The organism is Demequina litorisediminis (genome assembly GCF_030161615.1).
Taxonomy (GTDB): Bacteria; Actinomycetota; Actinomycetes; order Actinomycetales; family Demequinaceae; genus Demequina; species Demequina litorisediminis.
Genome location: NZ_BSUN01000001.1, coordinates 2296646 through 2312891, shown reverse-complemented (window position 1 = coordinate 2312891; position 16246 = coordinate 2296646). Strand labels below are relative to the sequence as shown.

Below are 16246 nucleotides of genomic sequence, written 5' to 3'. Positions count from 1 at the left end.
CGGCCGATGCCACGGCCGGGTCAGGCCATCAGCGCCACCACGGCGGCGCCTGCGAGGACGGCGAGTGGAGCGAGCACCGCTCCGTAGAGGGCGTAGCGGCGCCAAGGGACCTCGACGCCTGCGGCGACCAACTGCCGGTGCCACAGCAGCGTGGCGAGCGACGCCCACGGGGTGATGAGGGGGCCCGCGTTGACGCCGACCAGCAGCGCGGCGAGCAGCGAAGGGGTCTGCCCGAGCGGCTCCAGCAGCAGGTAGGCGGGCAGGTTGTCGATGAGATTGGCGCCCACCAGACCCGCGCCCGCGGTGGCGAACACGGCGCCCGCTCCCCCGCCGAGATCCGGCACGCTGAGGTGGTCGGCGAGCGCGGCGAGGAGGGCCGCGGCCGTCCCGAAGAGCCCGGCGGCGAACAGCAGCACTGCCCACGGCACGTCTCGCCACCAGGCCCGGTACGGCGCGCCGTGGTTGCGGCGCGCCCACGCCAGCGCACTGAGCGCGATCGCCGCGAGCGTCGAGGGCACCCATGGCTCGACGGGAAGCAGCAGCGCGGGCAGCGCGACGGCGAGGACCGCGACGCTCGCGCGCCACAGGACCGGATCGGCGGGCGGGGCAAGAGGCGGCTGCGCGAAACTCCCCTGCAGCGACCCACGGGAGACCCATGCGAGGGCGACCACGGTGACGGCGATGGTCGCGAGGCCCGCGGGGGCAATGGTGGTGAGCCACGTGACGGGGCTGGGGTCGCCCAGCCGATGCGCCGCCAGCAGGTTCGTGAGGTTCGCGACCGGAAGCGTGAGCGATGCGGTGTTCGCGAGCCACACCGTGGCGAGCGCGAACGGCAGCACCGGGGACGCGGTCCGCCGTGCCATCACCACGACCACGGGGGTGAGGAGCACCGCCGTGGTGTCGAGCGACAAGAAGGCGGTGCACAGGACCGCGACAGCGATGACGAGCGCAAGCAGCCGCCTCCTACTGCCCCGCGCTGCACGCGTCACCGCGTGCGCGGCGGACTCGAAGACCCCTGCACGGGCGGCGACGTCCGCCACGACGGTGATGGCCGCCGCGAAGCCCAGCACGGGGGCGGTGCGCTCCACGGTCGCCGCCACCGCATCGGCCGTGAGGACGCCGCCAGCGCGGGCAAGGACCGTCGCGACACTGAGCGCGACGCCAAGGCGGAGAATCACAGCGCACATGGTGGCACGGGCGGCGGCCCGCGGCGCGCGCCATGCGGAGACGGCGCACGAGGAGCACACTGGCCGGGACGGACTTCCCGCGACGAAAGGACCTCGCCATGCTCGGCGACAGCAGCGCGTTCAGCACCTTCTCGACGGACTCGGTGGCGGCTGCCACGGAGTTCTACCGCGACGTCCTGGGGCTCGAGGTCGAGGCGTTCGACTCGATGGGTCCCATGCTGACGCTTCACCTTCCCGGCGGCGGACGCACCCTGATCTACGAGAAGAATGACCACGCCCCGGCGACCCATACCGTACTCATGTTTGAGGTCGCCGACGTGACCGCCATCGCGCAGACACTTGGCCGGGCAGGCGTCGCGCTCGAACGGCTCGGCTGGACCGATGACGACGGCATCGCCCGTGCACCCGAGATGCCTGATACGGCCTGGTTCAAGGACCCTGCGGGCAACTGGATCGGCATCATCGCCGCGCAGTGACGGGGGCCCGCGAGTGGAGTCCATCACTTCACCCTTGGGGCAGGAACTCGCGCGCCCGCGCGAGAGTTAACCTGGCAGTGGACATCCGCTGTCCTCCACCACCCACCATCCCCGGAACCGTGGCTCTTTGAGCCGCGGTTTCCTTGCGTGCCCTACCGCTGTCCCCGAAGGAGGTCCCCGTGAGCACCCCGCCGTACCCCGATCAGGAGCGCACCTCGCCCCTGACGGGACACTCCATGACCGACACCCTCGAGATGTCGATCGTGGATCTGGCGCAGGCGCTCGCTGAGGAACCTTCCGCGGACTCGGGGCGCGACGAGACGCCTGCTGGCGGATCTGCGGTGGACGACGACGGCCTTCAGGACGAGCCCGGGGGCGACACGGCATCGCTTTTCGCACCCACGGCTTTCACCCAGGCCGATGCTCTTGCCGTCAGCGAGATCCTCGACGCCGAGGCGGCCGCGGACGAGACCGCGCCGGCCGCCGCTGACACCGCCGAGGCGACGACCGCGACGGCGACACAGCCGCTGCCCGTGCTCGACCCCGTGCCGCAGTACGAGGCCGAGCCCACCACGGTGACCGTGCCGATCGTCGGTGGAACCACCGAGGCGGTCGTCCTCGACGAGCCCGTGCCGGGCACCCGCGACGAGGCAGCGCTCACGCTGACCCCGCGGCGCGCCAAGGTGGCGCTGACGGTCCTCGCCGTCGCTGCCTTCGCCGCGGGAGTCAACGAGGGCGCCATCGTGGCGCTCACCTCCGCCATCGCCTCGGGACTGTCGGTTTCCGTCGAGGCCGTGGGCCTGCTCGCCACCGCGTTTGCCCTCACCGTCGTCATCACGGCCGTGCCGCTGACCCTCGCCACCAAGCGCATGAGCCGCAAGGTGGCGCTGACCACCGCGCTCGGCGTGTGGACCGCGGGCGTGACGGTCGCCGCCACCGCTGGAAGCATCGAGATGCTGGCGGTGGGCCGTGTCATCACCGCCGGCGCGCACGCCCTGTTCTGGGCGATGGTGGCACCCATGGCGGCCAGTCTCTTCGCGCCGCACCTGCGCGCCAGGTCCGTGACGGGCATCATGATGGGCTCGGCGGCCGCGGGAGTCGCAGGAACGCCCGTCGTGACCACGCTCGGGACTCAACTGGGCTGGCAGGTGCCCTTCTACGCCCTCGCCGCGCTCGGAGTGGGCCTCACCATTGCCATGGCGGTGGCACTCCCCGCGTCACGCGGAGGCTCGGCGACGGCAACGGTCAGGGGTGACCTTCCCGACCGCAAGGCGTTTGCCCGCGTGCTCGTGGTCGCCTTCCTGGTGTCCGTGGCGATGTCCACCACCTGGACCTACGTGGTGCCGTTCTACACCGAGGTCTCTGGAGTCTCCATGGCGATGGTGCCCGTGCTCTTCGCGCTGGGCGGCTCCCTCGCGGTGGCCGCCACCTTCGCGATCGGCAATGTGCTCGGCCGCCACGCGGTGCGGACCGTCGCCGTGGGTGGCGCGATCGTGGGCCTGGGCTGGGTCGCGTTCACCATTGGCACGCAGTGGTCAGCGATCGCTGGCCAGATCTGCCTGTCCGTCGGGTGGGCGGTGCTGGTGGCCGCCCTGCTCAACTGGGCGATGCGGCACGCGCCATGGCGTACCGAGATTGCGGGCGGCGTCTACACCTCGACCGCTAACGCGGGCTCCGCGCTGGGACCGGTTCTGGGCGCGGCCGTCGCGGGAACATTCTCCACCGCGGTGCTTCCCTGGGTGTCGCTGGCCCTCACCGCCGTGGCGGGCGTGGTCATCGCCACGGTGGACCGTCACACGCTCGCGATGCTCGCCGTGCCGCGGCAGGTCAGGATGGCGCGACGCAACCTCGTGGAGGTGCAGCACCGTCGCCGCGAGTGGCGCGTCCAGCGCCGCGAGTTTGCGCGGGCCGACCGCGAGGAGGCGGTCCTGTACCGGATCGAGGCGCAGCGGCGCATGCGCGAGCCCGTGCCGCGCGAGATCGCGCTCGAGCGGTCGCTCCACATTCGCTAGCGGGCGTCAGCAGCGCGCTCGCTCGCGACGCGCGCTACCTCGACTCGCGCGCTCCCTCGGTCTCCTGGCCGTCGCGCGCCACCGGGGCATCGGGAATCATGGCGACGTTGAGCGAGTACGGCTGCGTACCGTCACGCCGCGGCTTGTCCTCGTACTTGGCGTACAGGGCCGCGAGGTCCTCGCCGAGGCTCGTCGCACTCCGCGGCGGTCAACCACGTGCCGCCGTTGCGTACCGACAGGAACTCGTCCCGCCACGAGCCGTCTTCGCGGGAACCGACGAAGCGGGACGACGTGGCGACCAGGTGGTCCGCGAAGGCCTGCAAGGTGGCGAGGAACTCTTCGGGCGTGCCCGAGGTGAACTCCTCGTTGGTCATCATGGCCGCCTGAGCGACGGTGCGATACGTGCGCTCCATGGCGCCACCACGTCGCTCTGGTGACGATCTCGATGACGCCCGCGTCCTTGAGTTGCGCGATCGCGCGGTACAGAGACGCCTGCGGCACCTCCGGCATCATGCGCTGGAGATCACGCGTGGTGAGGGCATCTGCGCTGAGCGCGATGACCACTCGCATGCGCACGGGGTGGAGTAGCAGACGCGCGCGGTCGGTTCCCATGGCGTCACTCTACCGGGGCAAACGCCCCGTCGAGGGGCATCTCGGACATGGCTCAGCGGAGGCGCGTCGAGGCCCGCGCGCGGCCGATCCCGGGCAGGAACTTGCCCGTGCGCGCCGCGTACTGCGCATAGCCGGGGTACGCCTCGCGAAGGTAGCCCTCCTCGGCCCGCGTCTTCACCTCGAAGAAGGCGCACAGTGCCGCGACCGCCACGTAGCACGTCCACTTTCCTGAGCCGACCGCGACGCCAAGACAGATGAGGTCGAGCGCGGTGTACATCGGATGCCGCATCCACCGGTAAAGCCCGGCGGCCACCATCCCCTCGCCGTTGGGCACGGGCGAGGGCGTGAGCGAGCCGCCGAGCGACCTACCGGTCCACAGCACACCCGCTGCGCCCACCAGCACGAGCGCGAGTGAGATCGCCAGCGACGTAGGCCAGGTGCCGCCGGGAGCGGGCAGGATGGCGGTGATCGCCACGGCAAGGAACAGAAATCCCTGGAGGGCGACCATGCCCCAGCGGCCATCACGCAAGAGGGCACGCCATCGACGCGGCGCGGGTTCCGCCATCATCGACGTATCCGTCCGCCGCTACGCCCTAGGCCCGAGGCCTCGGGTTGGTGTGTGTCAATCCACGCGTCCACTGTCTCCCACCAGTCATAGAGCCACGCTTCGCGCTCGGCGCGGCCAGCGGGAATCTCATCCGGCATCGCGGTCCATCCCTGCAGCCTGATGCGCTTGTCGACCGGCAGTTCGCGCCACACATCTCGCACGGTCGACAGTCGCTCGAGTCCGGTGTGCGCCACCACCATGACGGCAGCCTCGGGGCACGCCTCGATGGCGGCGAGCACGCCTCCAGGGTGGGGCGGCATGACGTGTGGCATCGCCTCCGCCCTGTCGGCGAGCGCAGCCCGTCCAGCCGTGCGTAGGCGGGCGATGCGCTTCGCGCGCCGTCCCGGCGTCGCGTTGGCGCCCTCAGGGAAGATGAGCAAGGCGTCCTCAGGCTGCAACTCACTCGCCATGGTGGCGATGGACAGCGCACCGCCGGGTGCGCCAGCCTTGCGCGAGCGGCGCGGCGCCACAAAGCGCGTGGGGACACGGTTCAGCAGGACATCGACGGCGGGATCCCACTGGAGGGTGTCCTTCAGGACGATGGCGGGCTCGCGCCTAAACCGATTGATGAGCGACTCGACGATGATGAAAGAGTCGCCCGGACCCGCGTGGCGCGACACCACGATGAGCGGACGTCCCTCCGCCACGGCGTCGATGTCCCATTCGCGCGTGTCGATCTCCAGGCGCAGCGTCCAGCGCGCGGCCTGAAACAGCGAGCGCAGCATGGTCCCCGCGAGGGCGTAGTGCTGGCGCTGGAACCACGGCTCGCGCACCTTCCAGCCGAACCCGGAGATGACCCACAGGCCCAGCATCCACACGAGCGCGACGGCGTCCCACAAGAGGTACAGGCCAGCCATGAAGACGACGCGCAGGATACGCACGCGCCCTGGCAGAGCCCACGCCACCACCCCAGCGACCACCACCACAAGCCACGCGGTCATCGGCAGCCACACGAAAGCCAACGCGACCACGAGAGGCGCGAGCACGCATCGGCGCACCCACACCGGCGGCAGCCTCCAGTAGCGCGACATCAGGCGCCGACCCCCGCCTCGGCAAGGTAGGCGGCGGTGGCCGCGTGCGCGGCCTCCATGCGTGCGCTGACGGTGTCGAGGCGGCGGAAAGAGCCGAGTTTTTCGTCACCGTCCTGGGCTCCCCCATACGGCAGGACGTGGACGCGCACGCCATCGGGAACATCGGCAAGGTCGCGCGCAAAGCGGTGACGCCGAGAAATCTCGAAGGCCACCTTGGCCACATCGGAGGGCTTCTGCGGCGCGCGCAACGGCTCCTCAATGCGCCCCACCTGGAGGACGAAGACCTCGTCGGCTCCGCGCCTGATCGCCTCGCCAAGCGGAATCGAGTTCACCACGCCGCCGTCGATGTAGTGCTCGCCGCCGATGACGGTGGGAGGCAGGGCGGCCGGCACCGAGGCCGAGGCGAGGACGGCATCGACCACCGGACCCGCATCGAACCAGGTCTCCGCGGCACGCTCGATGGAGGCCGCGCACACCGCCAGCGGCACGGCGAGGTCCTCGAAGGTGGCGTCCTGGCCCACCAGGTCCACGATCATGTCCCGCAAGGGTGCCGGGTTTGACAGGTGGGTGCGGGACTTGGCGAGGCGTCGGAGCCGGCGCGGCCACCATTCGCCATAGATGGCCGATGCCGTGGGCGCGTTCCACGCCTTCTCCAGAGTTTCGATGACGCCCGGCGTGGGGTCGTGAGCCACGGCCGCACCGTTCAGGGCGCCGATGCTGGTGCCGACGATGAGGTCCGGCGCCACTCCCGCGTCGAACAGGGCACGCAACATGCCGACCTCGACGGCGCCACGCACTCCGCCGCCGCCCAGTACGAAACCGACCGTCATGCATCCAGGCTAGTGGTGGCACCCTTCCGGACAGGGGCCATCCCGATCGCTGACCCATCCATAGGCCGGTGGGTTCCGAACAGTGAGTGATTCCGGCACGGCCACGGATCGCCTCCCCGGCGTCGGAGACCGATGATGAAAGATGGGCCTCGACGTGCCCACCAGGGACGACGGAATGGAGCCGCATGACGAGGGACGAGGAGGACGGCATGGAGCGACACCTCCGCGCTGTGCCGGCCCCGGCCGCCGCCCCGGCGGCCACCGGCGATGCGGCGGCGATGAGCGCGCTGCTGGAACGCACAGCCCTGGGCGACACCGCCGCCTACGAGGAGCTCTACGACCTGGTGGCGGGAGCGGTGTTCGGGCTCGCGCTCAGGATTGTGCGCGATCGTGACATGGCCGAGGACGTCGCCCAGGAGGCGTTGGTCGAGGTGTGGCGACGTGCCGCGAGATACGACCGCTCGGCGGGAACTGCGCGGGCATGGATCCTCACCATCGCGCACCGCCGGGCCGTGGACCGCGTCCGCTCCGAGCAGGCCCACTCGACCCGGCTGCAGGCGCATGGTGCGCCGGCAGAGGTCGACCATGAGGGACCAGAGGACGTGATCGAGGAGATGCACGGTGAGTGGCAGGCGGCCCGCGTGAGGGCCGGCCTGGCGACGCTCACTGAACGACAGCGCGAGGCGCTCGATCTGTGTTTCTACAAGGGGTTCACGCACCGCGAGGCGGCGCAGGCGTTAGGGATACCGTTGGGCACCGCGAAGGCAAGAATCAGAGACGCCCTGATCAAACTGCGAGATGGATGGGGAGGAGAGCGATGAACGAGAATCTGCACACGCTGGCCGCGTCGTACGCGATCGACGCGCTCGACCCTGCGGACCGCGACGCGTTTGAGGCGCATCTTGCCGACTGCGCGGAGTGCCGCGACGAGGTCGCATCGCTCGCGCTTGCGGTCGAGGAACTCGCGGCATCCCACGAGGTCATGCCGCCCACGTCACTCCGTTCGTCCGTGATGGCTCAGATTGAGCGCACGGCGCAGGTGCCTCCGCTCCTTACTCCCCGGCCGCGCCTGCCACGCAGAGCGCGCCGTCGCCTACGTCCGCTGCAGCGCCCGCGGGCACCGCGGCTGCCAGCGACGTGCGCGACACCCGTTTCGCGCGGGGATCCCGCTCCTCGCGCCCATCACGCTCCGGCGCATCGCGACGGTGGTGGATCGCCGCACCCGTCGCCGCGGTGACGGTCACTGTGCTGGTGGTGGGTGGCGTCATGATCGCCGATGCCCGCGCGGACCGCTCTGCCACTGTCGCTCTCGAGCGCGAGGCACTCGAGGTCGCCGCCGCTGCGGACATGGAATCCATGGTCGTCGAGCCTTGGCAGCGGCAAGGTGATGGTCAGTGCCGAGCAGGGCTCGGTGGCGCTCCTGGGAAGCGCGGCGCCATTGCCCGACGACGGCACGGAGTACCAGGTGTGGCTCGTAATGGCCGATGGCAGCGTGCTACCGGGGCCGACGTTTGTTCCGCATGACGACGGGACGTACGTTGCCGTGGCCGAGGGCGACATCGACGCCCTTGCCGCCGTGGCGCTCACGGTGGAGCCGTCTGGCGGCTCGGAGGCACCCACCACGGATCCGTTCTCCGTCTCCGAGATGCCGGCGCAGGCCTAGCGGTCAGGCGGGAGGCTCGATGAACGGCGCCTCCTCGCCCGGCAACGGGTGCGGGCCAGGCCTGCCGAGGTAGTCGATGGCGAGCCTGAAACTGCGGGCTGTACGGGTACGACGAGTGCCCGTAGGCGGTGACTGCTAGGTCCGGCATGAGGTGGCTTGCGCGACGCGAAAACTCGCCGAGAGCCCGCACGGGGTAACCCAGGGGGTCGGTCTCTCGGTACAGCGAGATCCATCGGCGCGGTAGTCCACGGCTGACGCGCGCGTGCTGGTCGGCGTTGAACATGTGGGGGAAGAGCACCCGGTAGTGGCGGTCGAGGAGCCTGCCCATAGGTGAGGAACCTCAGACGCTCGTGCGGGAGGTCGGGGTCGGCCAGCAGCCGGTTCATGACCGCGAACGCGATCACCGCTCCCTGGGAGTGGGCGGACACGATCACGATGGGCGACGCCGGGTCTCGCAGCAGGGTCCGCACGCGCCGTTCGAGTGCAGGCACGGCGCGCTCGTTGTAGGCGGGAGGAGCCCACGGGTGATACATGCGGGGCCAGTAGTTGGTGAGGTCCCACAGCACCCCCACGGAGCGGCGGGCGCGGCGCGAGTCTGAGGCACGCAGCACGAACCACGCCGCGGCCGCCCAGGGCACCAGCAATGCCGTGATGACCGCGACGTCGGTGAACAAGGTGCCCGCGACCGCGACGAGGCCAGAGGCGCCGGCGGCGGGCACGATGGTGTCCCCCGGCAGCACGCCCGCCGCATCGAGTAGGCTCGTGCAGACCCACGAGCCCCAGCCCCGCGGCAACCACGACCGCCGCCTTGATCCACGTCCATGCCACGTGCCACGCCACCGCGACGAGCACGGCCGCAAGCGCGACCCACCCGAGCAGTCCCCAGCCCGCCGCCGGGTCCGACCAGGTGGGCGCGACGCGCGAGTCGGCCCCCGTGTCGACCCACCACGCGACGAGGGTGACGAGGGCGCCCACGGCCAGCCCCGCCGCGGCCTGGCGCAGCACGCTCGGCGCCTCGTCGATGGCGCGCCTCAAGTCGAATCCCGCGCTGGCGTGGTCGGGGGCGCGGGCCGCAAGGGGGCGTTGAGCCCACACGAACCGGGCGACGACGTACAGCAGCGCGACGGCCAACAGCACCGCCACGGCGCGCGCCCAGGCGAACAGCGCCGCCGGCTCCGGACTGCGGGCGAACTCCCACAGGCCCACCCCGGACCGCCAGCCCAGCACCAGATACAGCAGAGCGCCGCAGGCCGTCAGCAGGACGAACAGGCCCCACACCGCGAAGGTGGCGGAAAACCACCGCGAGGCTCCTCACGGGAAGACGGAGTTCGGCGCCACACATCGCGAGCGCTCCCCCGACGCCCAGGACCGCGAGCACGATGAAGCCGTACGTCATCGAGCCGCCCACGGCATCGGCCATGCGTCGTTCGGCGCCCCCTGACGTGCCGATGGCCACCACCGTCACCAACCAGGCCACGGCGCCGCCTGCAGCGGCGGCCGTCCCCATGACGCCGAACCGCGTCGAGCCTGTCCATGCTGATGGCGATGGCAACCACGGCGGCGATTCCCGTGGCGGCCGCCCCCAGGACGGCGCCGACGACGGCCCACGTGGACGCGCTGGTCGCGACCGCGAGCGCACCTGCCATCATCGCCACGGCTCCCAGCGCGGCCCCCAGATGTGCGCTTGCCAGGGACTTCACGTACTCGGCGTGGCCCCATGGATCGTCCCAGTGGCGAGCCTCACCGGGCTTGCGCTCGTGCGAACCCGCGCGCGTGATGAGGTGCAGAGCCACGGGAAGGAGTCCCCCACCAGGACGGCCGTGGCCAGCAATGGAGGTCCGGAGGCGCGGGTCGCGTCGAGGAGTCCGAGGAGGGCGAGGGCGCTTTGGAGTCCGGCAAGCGCGAGCAGGCCCGTCATCATCAGCGTCACGACTCGCACGCCGCCGTTGCGCCAGCGCTCGGCCCGACCACGCGCCGCACGCTCATAGCCGGAGTCATCCTGCTGCTCGCGCGGCAGCATCCAGCCGGCGACATTGACCAGCGCGAAGGGCGCCAGGAACAGCCACAGCGCGGTGGAGCGTCGCCCGGAGGTCAAACCACCCCAACTGAAAGCCTCAACGATCCCGTGCTCGAGCGCGGCGTGACGCGAACGGTAGAACCCCACGTGGTCGTCGCCCGCGACGCGCACGGGAACGTCACGCAGGAGGCTCCTCTGGCGGCGTGCCGGAGACCCCGTGCACTCGCAACTCGATCACCCCAGGCGGCACGTGTATGGGACGCAGGTCCTCGATCCCCTCCATGGGAACTGAACGTACTCCGGACCACCCACACGCGTCCCGACGGCGCGACTCCTCCGACGTGCGCGAGCGGGCAAACGGGGTGAGACTGAACCTATGGCGGAGATCCTGCTCTTCCACCACGCGCACGGCCTCACTGAGGGCCTGTGCGCTCTTGCCGAGCGCTTGCGGGCCGAGGGCCACACCGTCCACACACCGGACACCTACGCGGGCCTGACGTTCACCAGCCTCGACGACGGCGTGGCTCACGCCGAGTCCATCGGGCGCGACGCGGTGGCGCATGTCGCCATGCGGGCGGCGCGCAAGCACCCGGACGCGGACGTCACCATCGGATTCTCGCTGGGGTCGATGCAGGCACAGGTCCTGGCACAGCATCGGCGCGGCATGCGCGGTTGCGTCCTCATCGGTGGCGCCATTCCCCCGGAGCACCTGGGGGGACCGTGGCCCGCTCACCTTCCGGTCCAGGTCCATGTCGCCGATCCCGACGATTGGTGCACCAGCGACGAGGTCGAGGCGCTCCGACGCTCGGCCCCGCACGCGGAGGTCTTCACCTACGCGGGCCGCGAGCACATGTTCGTTGACCCCTCGCTCCCGGACTACGACGCCGATGCGGCCGATGCCTTTGAGGAGCGCGTCACGGGCTGGCTGGCGCTCGTGGACGCCGGCGAGGCAGTGCCGCGCCGCGTATAGCGCTCGCGGGACGTCGCGGCGCGAAACATACACCTGCTGAAAATACCTGTCTAGAACCTCCTTGGCGGCACGCGGGCTAGTGTGACAAATCTCTCGCGCGGCGCGGCGAATCGGTGTAGCGTCGGGCGCAGTGCGTGAACGCTGAGGGGTCGGCCGTTCGAGGGAACGGACCCATGCACCAGCAGGCAAGGCCGCCGAGGCGAGTGACGCACCGAGTTGCAGGACATCCACGTCGGAGCACTCACACTCGCACAAGGGGGCAGGTCGTGAGCGGTAGCAGCGGGTCCATCTTCACGTCATCTCAGGCGCGCAGGCGCAGGTTTGCGGGACTGCCCCGGGCCCGCACTCTCGCAGCCGCGCTCGTGCTGGGTTTCGCGGCGTCGGTGCTTGTCACCGCGGCGCCCGCCAGCGCGGCTCCCACTCCGGTGGTGCGGATCAATGCGGGCGGCGGCACGGTGGCCGCCACCGACGCGGGTCCGGATTGGGCGGCCGATGACGGCGCCACCTGGACCAACGGTGCCGCGCTCGGCTACGACGCGGTCGAGGCGGCCACCGCGGTCACGCCCGTGGGCGACGCGCCCGCCGAGGTCTTCCAGACGGCTCGCTCCGGCGGAGGAAGCGAGCCGATGGCGTGGTCGATTCCCGCCGCAGCCGGGTCCTACGAGGTGCGCCTCTACCTCGCCTCGCTTGAGGCCGATGCCGCCGTGGGAGCCAGCGTGATCGAGGCGACCGCCGAGGGCAAGGCGTTTGTCTCCGGCCTCGACGTGGTGGCCGCAGCAGGTCCCGCCGCGGGCTATCTCGCCTCGACCGCCGTCACCTCGGACGGGACGATTGACGTGGCCGTCGGCACCCTCGCCGGATCGGTTGCTGTCTCCGCCGTCGAGGTCCTGGCGCTCGACGCCCACGCGCTGGCCGCGGCACCGGCGGCGCTGGGCTTCGGCCAAGTCGACGTGGGCTCGACAGGCACGGCCTCGGTCGACGTGAGCCTGGTCGGCGCCACGGAAGGCGCCGCGCTCGAGGTGACCGACGTCAGCGATGGCTTCACGGCGACGCCGTCCGCGAGCGCACTGTCCGCCGACGGTACCGTCAGCGTCGACCTCGCCTTCTCCCCCACCGAGGCGGGCACGTTCTCGGGTACCGTGACGCTTGCCGCAGGCGATGCGACCACCGTGATCGGCGTCTCGGGCGTCGGTGTCGCCGTCGAGGAAGAGCCCGAACCGACCCCGTCCGCGAGTGCCTCACCGGAGCCATCCTCGGAGCCCTCCGGCTCCGCAGTCGCGACACCCGAGCCCAGCGATGACTCTCCTGAGCCCAGCACGGACCCCGAGCCGACGAGCGCGCCCGATCCGACCACATCATCGGCGCCGAGCGCCACGGCCTCGGCGAGGCATCGGCCGAGCCCAGCGCCTCCGCCGAACCCAGCGCTACTGCTGAGCCCAGCGACGAGCCGGATGACGAGCCCGCGGTAGCCCCGCTGCTGGCCCCGGCATCGGAGTACAGCATTGTCTACAGCCTCAGCCCGAACCGTGCGGCGCCCGTGGCCCTCGACGGTGCCACGGTCATGGGCGACATCTTCGCGTTCACCACGCCCACCACGGAGGTGGCGCGGGTGATGTTCTGGGTGGACAACACCGCGATGACGGGAACGCCCACCCGCAACGAGGGCTACGGCCCGTTCGACCTCGGCGGTGGCGCATGGAACGCCGCCGACCCGTACAACGTCGATGCCCTAGGCCTCGGCGAGCACACCGTCACGGCTCGCATCATCGGGGTCGACGGCGACGAGGTCGTGGTCACCTCCACCTTCACGGTGGGCGACGCCGCCACCCCGAACCTCAACGCGACGCCGTCGGCGATGTCGTTCACGCTGGCGGCTTCGGCCGACCCCGCCTCGCAGATCGCGACCGTCACCACGAGCGATGCGAGCACGGCGAGCGCCACCGCGACCTCGACCGCGGCGTGGCTCACGGCCACGGAGCCTCGGCGGCGGCGTAGGCACCCAGTTCACGGTCACGGCCGATCCTTCAGGGCTTGCCTCGGGCGTCTACCAGGGCACGGTCCAGTTCGAGCAGGATGGCTACAACGGCACCGCCACGCAGGTCACCCTCGTCGTGACGCCCGAGGCCTCGTCCACCTACTCCATCAACGTCTCGAGCCAGCCGAGCCGCGCGGGCGCCGGGCCGCTCGATGGCGCGAGCGTCGTGGGAGACATCTACGCTTTCACGACACCCGCGGCGGGCGCCTCGCAGGTGTTGTTCTACCTTGACGACCCGGGCATGACCGGGGCGCCGCTGCAGACGGAAAACTACTCGCCGTTCGACTTCCGTGGCGGCACCGCGACCGCCGCGCTGCCCTTCGACACCACCACCCTCGCCGACGGCACCCACACCCTCACGGCGCGCATCGCACTCACCGCGGGCGGCGCCGAAGTCTCCACGGCGACCTTCGCGGTCGCGAACGACGTCATCGGCGTGGTTGCCACGCCGTCCTCACTGTCGTACTCACTGCGCCCGGCCGATGCCCCGGTCACCAAGACGGTCGACGTCACCCTGACCACGGGCGACAACGCAGGCATCGCGGTGGAGGTGTCCCCCGACGCGGACTGGCTCACGGCATCGGCCGTGGACCTCACCACCCCGACCACGCTGCAGGTGACCGCCGACCCGGCGGGTCTCGCGGCCGGAACCTACACGGCGAGCGTGACGATCACGACCGACGGCTCGGATCCGCTGGCCATTCCCGTGGCGCTCACCGTCACTCCCGCCAGCGCGACCTACTCGTTGCTGTACTCGACGTCGCCGGGACGCGGGGCCGCTGCGGCGTTGGACGGCGCGAGCGTCGTGGGCGATATCTACGCCTTCACGTCGCCGACCACCGGCGTCACCCGCGTCGACTTCTTCGTGGACGACACGGACATGAGCGGCGGCGTATACCACTCGGAACTCATCGCGCCCCATGACCTCGAGGGCGGCACCACGTCCGCGGCGAACCCCTTCGACACGACCGCACTTCCCGATGGCCTCCACACGCTGACGGCGCTGATCACGACGGCGTCCGGCACGGAGGTGGCGCAGGCCACCTTCTCGGTGGAGAACGACGCGGCGGTGCTCTCGGCTTCGCCCAACCCGCTGACCGTGAATGCGTCCTCGGACGACGCACCCGTGGTCTCGAACCTCGTCATCGGCACAGGCGGGGCGGGCACGCTACCCATCAGTGTCACCACCAGCGGCGAGGACTGGCTGACGGCCTCCGCGCCCACCGGGCTCAGCACGGGCGGCGTCACCGTGACGCTCGACCCCGAGGGGCTCGCCACCGGCACGTACACCGGCTCCGTCACCATCGAGGGAGGCGGCGCGGTCCTCGTGGTCCCCGTCACGCTTGCCGTGGTGGACCTGTCCGGCACCTACTCGATTCAGCACTCGGCGACGGCGAGCAGGGCCAACCCGACGGACCTCGACGGCGCGCAGGTGGCGGGCGACCTCTTCGCGTTCACCTCGCCCACCACGAACGTCACCCAGGTGCAGTTCTTCCTCGACGACCCCGCCATGTCGGGGGCGGCGACACACATCGAAAACACGGCGCCGCACGACTTCAACGGCGGCACCAACTCCGTGGCCGCGCCGTTCGACACCACGGCGCTGCCCGACGGCCCGCACACCATCACGGCACGCATCATCGCGAACGGGGTCGAGGAGATCGCCCACGCTGAGTTTGAGGTCGTCAACAGCGCCCCGACGCTCGCGGCCTCTCCCCGCAGGCTCGCGCTGGAGGCGGGTGAGGGCGAGGGCGCCGTGGCGACTACCTTTACGGTGACGGCTTCCGACGGCGCCACACCCGTCCTCAGCATCACTGACACGGCCGACTGGCTGACGGTGACTCCGGCATCGGCCAGCGCCGGCGGCACCCTGACCGCCACGGCAGACCCCGAGGGCCTGCTGTCCGGCAACTACACCGCCGCCATCACGGTGGCCGCGGCCGGCTACGTGAACCTCACCGTCGAGGTCGGCTTCGAGGTGGAGGGGGCGCCTGCCGAGTGCTATCCGCTCGAGTGCTCCGAGCCTGCTGGTGGACCTGCCCTATGGCCTGGACTTCTCCGAAAACTTTGGAGGCATCCCCGACAAGAACGGCGTGGGCACGGGCTTCACGTACGTGCAACCCACCACCCACGGCCAGCGCTACCTACCGGACAACATCGAGCTCGACCTGGTGGGCGGTGACCTCAATGTCACGACCACGGCCGGCATCCAGTCGCTCGGCGTGAACTCGCTGGACAACGCGCTCGGTGTCGGCATCGACGCGCCCAGCCAGATCACGTCCATCGGCACCACCATCGAGGATGTGCCTGCGGGCACCGGCAACTACGAGCAGGCCGGCCTGTACTTCGGCATCGACGAGGACAACTACGTCAAGGCTCGTGGTGGAGTCGACGCCCACCCAGACGCTCATCGAGTTCCTGGTGGAGCAGAACGGGGTGCGCGGAGCGGGCCAGACTCAGTCGAGTTCGCTCATCGTGGGCAATGACGTCTACCTCGAGTTGCTGACCGATCCCTACACGCGCACCATCTCGGCGCGCTACTCGATCGCCGACGGGCCCACCAACCTGCTGATGTCGACCATCGTGCCCGGGGCGTGGTTCAGCCTTCGACGCGGCAGGACTCGACCCCGAGATCGGCACCCGGTCGTGGGGCGGCATCATGGCCACCCACCGCAACGGGGCGGCGCCGCTGACGTATAAATTCGCCGACTTCGTGGTCTCGGACTTCGCCGCGGAGCAGGGTGACACGTCGTTCGAGTTCACCCGAACCTCCACCGACATCTCGATGCCGACCGCGATGGTGTGG

Annotated in this window: 19 protein-coding genes and 1 pseudogene; 12 read left to right on the top strand and 8 right to left on the bottom strand. The window is 70.7% G+C overall.

Annotated features, from left to right (window positions below):
- Positions 1 to 20 precede the first annotated feature (20 nt).
- Positions 21 to 1187: an SLC13 family permease gene (locus tag QQK48_RS14205; RefSeq protein ID WP_284328898.1), complete on the bottom strand. Its 1167-nt coding sequence runs from the start codon at positions 1185 to 1187 to the stop codon at positions 21 to 23.
- 98 nt (positions 1188 to 1285) lie between these two features.
- Here QQK48_RS14205 and QQK48_RS14200 point away from each other — a divergent pair, with 98 nt between their 5' ends.
- A complete protein-coding gene (locus tag QQK48_RS14200) occupies positions 1286 to 1663 on the top strand; it encodes a VOC family protein (RefSeq protein WP_284328897.1) in 378 nt (125 codons plus the stop codon).
- 179 nt (positions 1664 to 1842) lie between these two features.
- On the top strand, positions 1843 to 3675 hold the full coding sequence (locus QQK48_RS14195) for an MFS transporter (RefSeq protein WP_284328896.1): 1833 nt from the start codon (positions 1843 to 1845) through the stop codon (positions 3673 to 3675).
- A gap of 131 nt (positions 3676 to 3806) precedes the next feature.
- Here the strand turns inward: QQK48_RS14195 and QQK48_RS14190 are convergent, their stop codons facing one another.
- The 5 genes and pseudogenes from QQK48_RS14190 to QQK48_RS14175 all read right to left on the bottom strand — a co-directional run bounded on the left by QQK48_RS14190 (position 3807) and on the right by QQK48_RS14175 (position 6755).
- Positions 3807 to 4088: a hypothetical protein gene (locus tag QQK48_RS14190; RefSeq protein ID WP_284328895.1), complete on the bottom strand. Its 282-nt coding sequence runs from the start codon at positions 4086 to 4088 to the stop codon at positions 3807 to 3809.
- 34 nt (positions 4089 to 4122) lie between these two features.
- Positions 4123 to 4287, bottom strand: a pseudogene (locus tag QQK48_RS22085) (helix-turn-helix domain-containing protein); the annotation flags it as partial.
- Positions 4288 to 4339: 52 nt separating this feature from the next.
- Positions 4340 to 4795, bottom strand: a complete 456-nt coding sequence (locus QQK48_RS14185; protein ID WP_284328894.1) for a methyltransferase family protein — start codon at positions 4793 to 4795, stop codon at positions 4340 to 4342.
- A gap of 56 nt (positions 4796 to 4851) precedes the next feature.
- Complete coding sequence (locus tag QQK48_RS14180) at positions 4852 to 5925, bottom strand: 1-acyl-sn-glycerol-3-phosphate acyltransferase (protein ID WP_284328893.1); 1074 nt, start codon at positions 5923 to 5925, stop codon at positions 4852 to 4854.
- Positions 5925 to 6755 (bottom strand): patatin-like phospholipase family protein, encoded by an 831-nt coding sequence (locus QQK48_RS14175; RefSeq protein ID WP_284328892.1) that lies wholly within the window; start codon positions 6753 to 6755, stop codon positions 5925 to 5927. Before QQK48_RS14175 ends, QQK48_RS14180 begins: the two co-directional genes overlap by 1 nt.
- A gap of 185 nt (positions 6756 to 6940) precedes the next feature.
- Between QQK48_RS14175 and QQK48_RS14170 the strand changes: the two genes are divergently transcribed.
- From QQK48_RS14170 to QQK48_RS14160, 3 genes are read left to right on the top strand one after another with little or no spacing between them, the layout of a single operon-like run.
- Positions 6941 to 7576 (top strand): sigma-70 family RNA polymerase sigma factor, encoded by a 636-nt coding sequence (locus tag QQK48_RS14170; RefSeq protein ID WP_284328891.1) that lies wholly within the window; start codon positions 6941 to 6943, stop codon positions 7574 to 7576.
- A complete protein-coding gene (locus tag QQK48_RS14165) occupies positions 7573 to 7992 on the top strand; it encodes a zf-HC2 domain-containing protein (RefSeq protein ID WP_284328890.1) in 420 nt (139 codons plus the stop codon). Before QQK48_RS14170 ends, QQK48_RS14165 begins: the two co-directional genes overlap by 4 nt.
- Before the next feature lie 39 nt (positions 7993 to 8031).
- Positions 8032 to 8418, top strand: coding sequence for an anti-sigma factor (locus tag QQK48_RS14160; protein WP_284328889.1), 387 nt, complete (start codon positions 8032 to 8034; stop codon positions 8416 to 8418).
- A gap of 135 nt (positions 8419 to 8553) precedes the next feature.
- Here QQK48_RS14160 and QQK48_RS14155 read toward each other — a convergent pair whose 3' ends face one another.
- Complete coding sequence (locus QQK48_RS14155) at positions 8554 to 9696, bottom strand: hypothetical protein (protein WP_284328888.1); 1143 nt, start codon at positions 9694 to 9696, stop codon at positions 8554 to 8556.
- Between the two features lie 7 nt (positions 9697 to 9703).
- On the opposite strand from QQK48_RS14155, the gene QQK48_RS14150 reads away from it, so the two are divergent.
- On the top strand, positions 9704 to 9859 hold the full coding sequence (locus QQK48_RS14150) for a hypothetical protein (protein ID WP_284328887.1): 156 nt from the start codon (positions 9704 to 9706) through the stop codon (positions 9857 to 9859).
- 255 nt (positions 9860 to 10114) lie between these two features.
- Here QQK48_RS14150 and QQK48_RS14145 read toward each other — a convergent pair whose 3' ends face one another.
- Positions 10115 to 10606, bottom strand: a complete 492-nt coding sequence (locus tag QQK48_RS14145) for a hypothetical protein (protein WP_284328886.1) — start codon at positions 10604 to 10606, stop codon at positions 10115 to 10117.
- A gap of 205 nt (positions 10607 to 10811) precedes the next feature.
- On the opposite strand from QQK48_RS14145, the gene QQK48_RS14140 reads away from it, so the two are divergent.
- The 6 genes from QQK48_RS14140 to QQK48_RS14115 all read left to right on the top strand — a co-directional run bounded on the left by QQK48_RS14140 (position 10812) and on the right by QQK48_RS14115 (position 16140).
- Positions 10812 to 11405 (top strand): dienelactone hydrolase family protein, encoded by a 594-nt coding sequence (locus QQK48_RS14140; RefSeq protein WP_284328885.1) that lies wholly within the window; start codon positions 10812 to 10814, stop codon positions 11403 to 11405.
- Positions 11406 to 11671: 266 nt separating this feature from the next.
- Positions 11672 to 12874: an ASH domain-containing protein gene (locus tag QQK48_RS14135; protein ID WP_284328884.1), complete on the top strand. Its 1203-nt coding sequence runs from the start codon at positions 11672 to 11674 to the stop codon at positions 12872 to 12874.
- Positions 12875 to 12942: 68 nt separating this feature from the next.
- Positions 12943 to 13671: a hypothetical protein gene (locus QQK48_RS14130; RefSeq protein ID WP_284328883.1), complete on the top strand. Its 729-nt coding sequence runs from the start codon at positions 12943 to 12945 to the stop codon at positions 13669 to 13671.
- Positions 13607 to 15622 carry a BACON domain-containing protein gene (locus QQK48_RS14125; RefSeq protein WP_284328882.1) on the top strand — a complete coding sequence of 672 codons (2016 nt, stop codon included), beginning with the start codon at positions 13607 to 13609 and terminating at the stop codon, positions 15620 to 15622. The genes QQK48_RS14130 and QQK48_RS14125 overlap by 65 nt, the downstream gene beginning before the upstream one ends.
- Complete coding sequence (locus tag QQK48_RS14120) at positions 15534 to 15926, top strand: hypothetical protein (RefSeq protein WP_284328881.1); 393 nt, start codon at positions 15534 to 15536, stop codon at positions 15924 to 15926. Before QQK48_RS14125 ends, QQK48_RS14120 begins: the two co-directional genes overlap by 89 nt.
- Positions 15916 to 16140, top strand: coding sequence for a hypothetical protein (locus QQK48_RS14115; RefSeq protein WP_284328880.1), 225 nt, complete (start codon positions 15916 to 15918; stop codon positions 16138 to 16140). The genes QQK48_RS14120 and QQK48_RS14115 overlap by 11 nt, the downstream gene beginning before the upstream one ends.
- Positions 16141 to 16246: the final 106 nt, after the last annotated feature.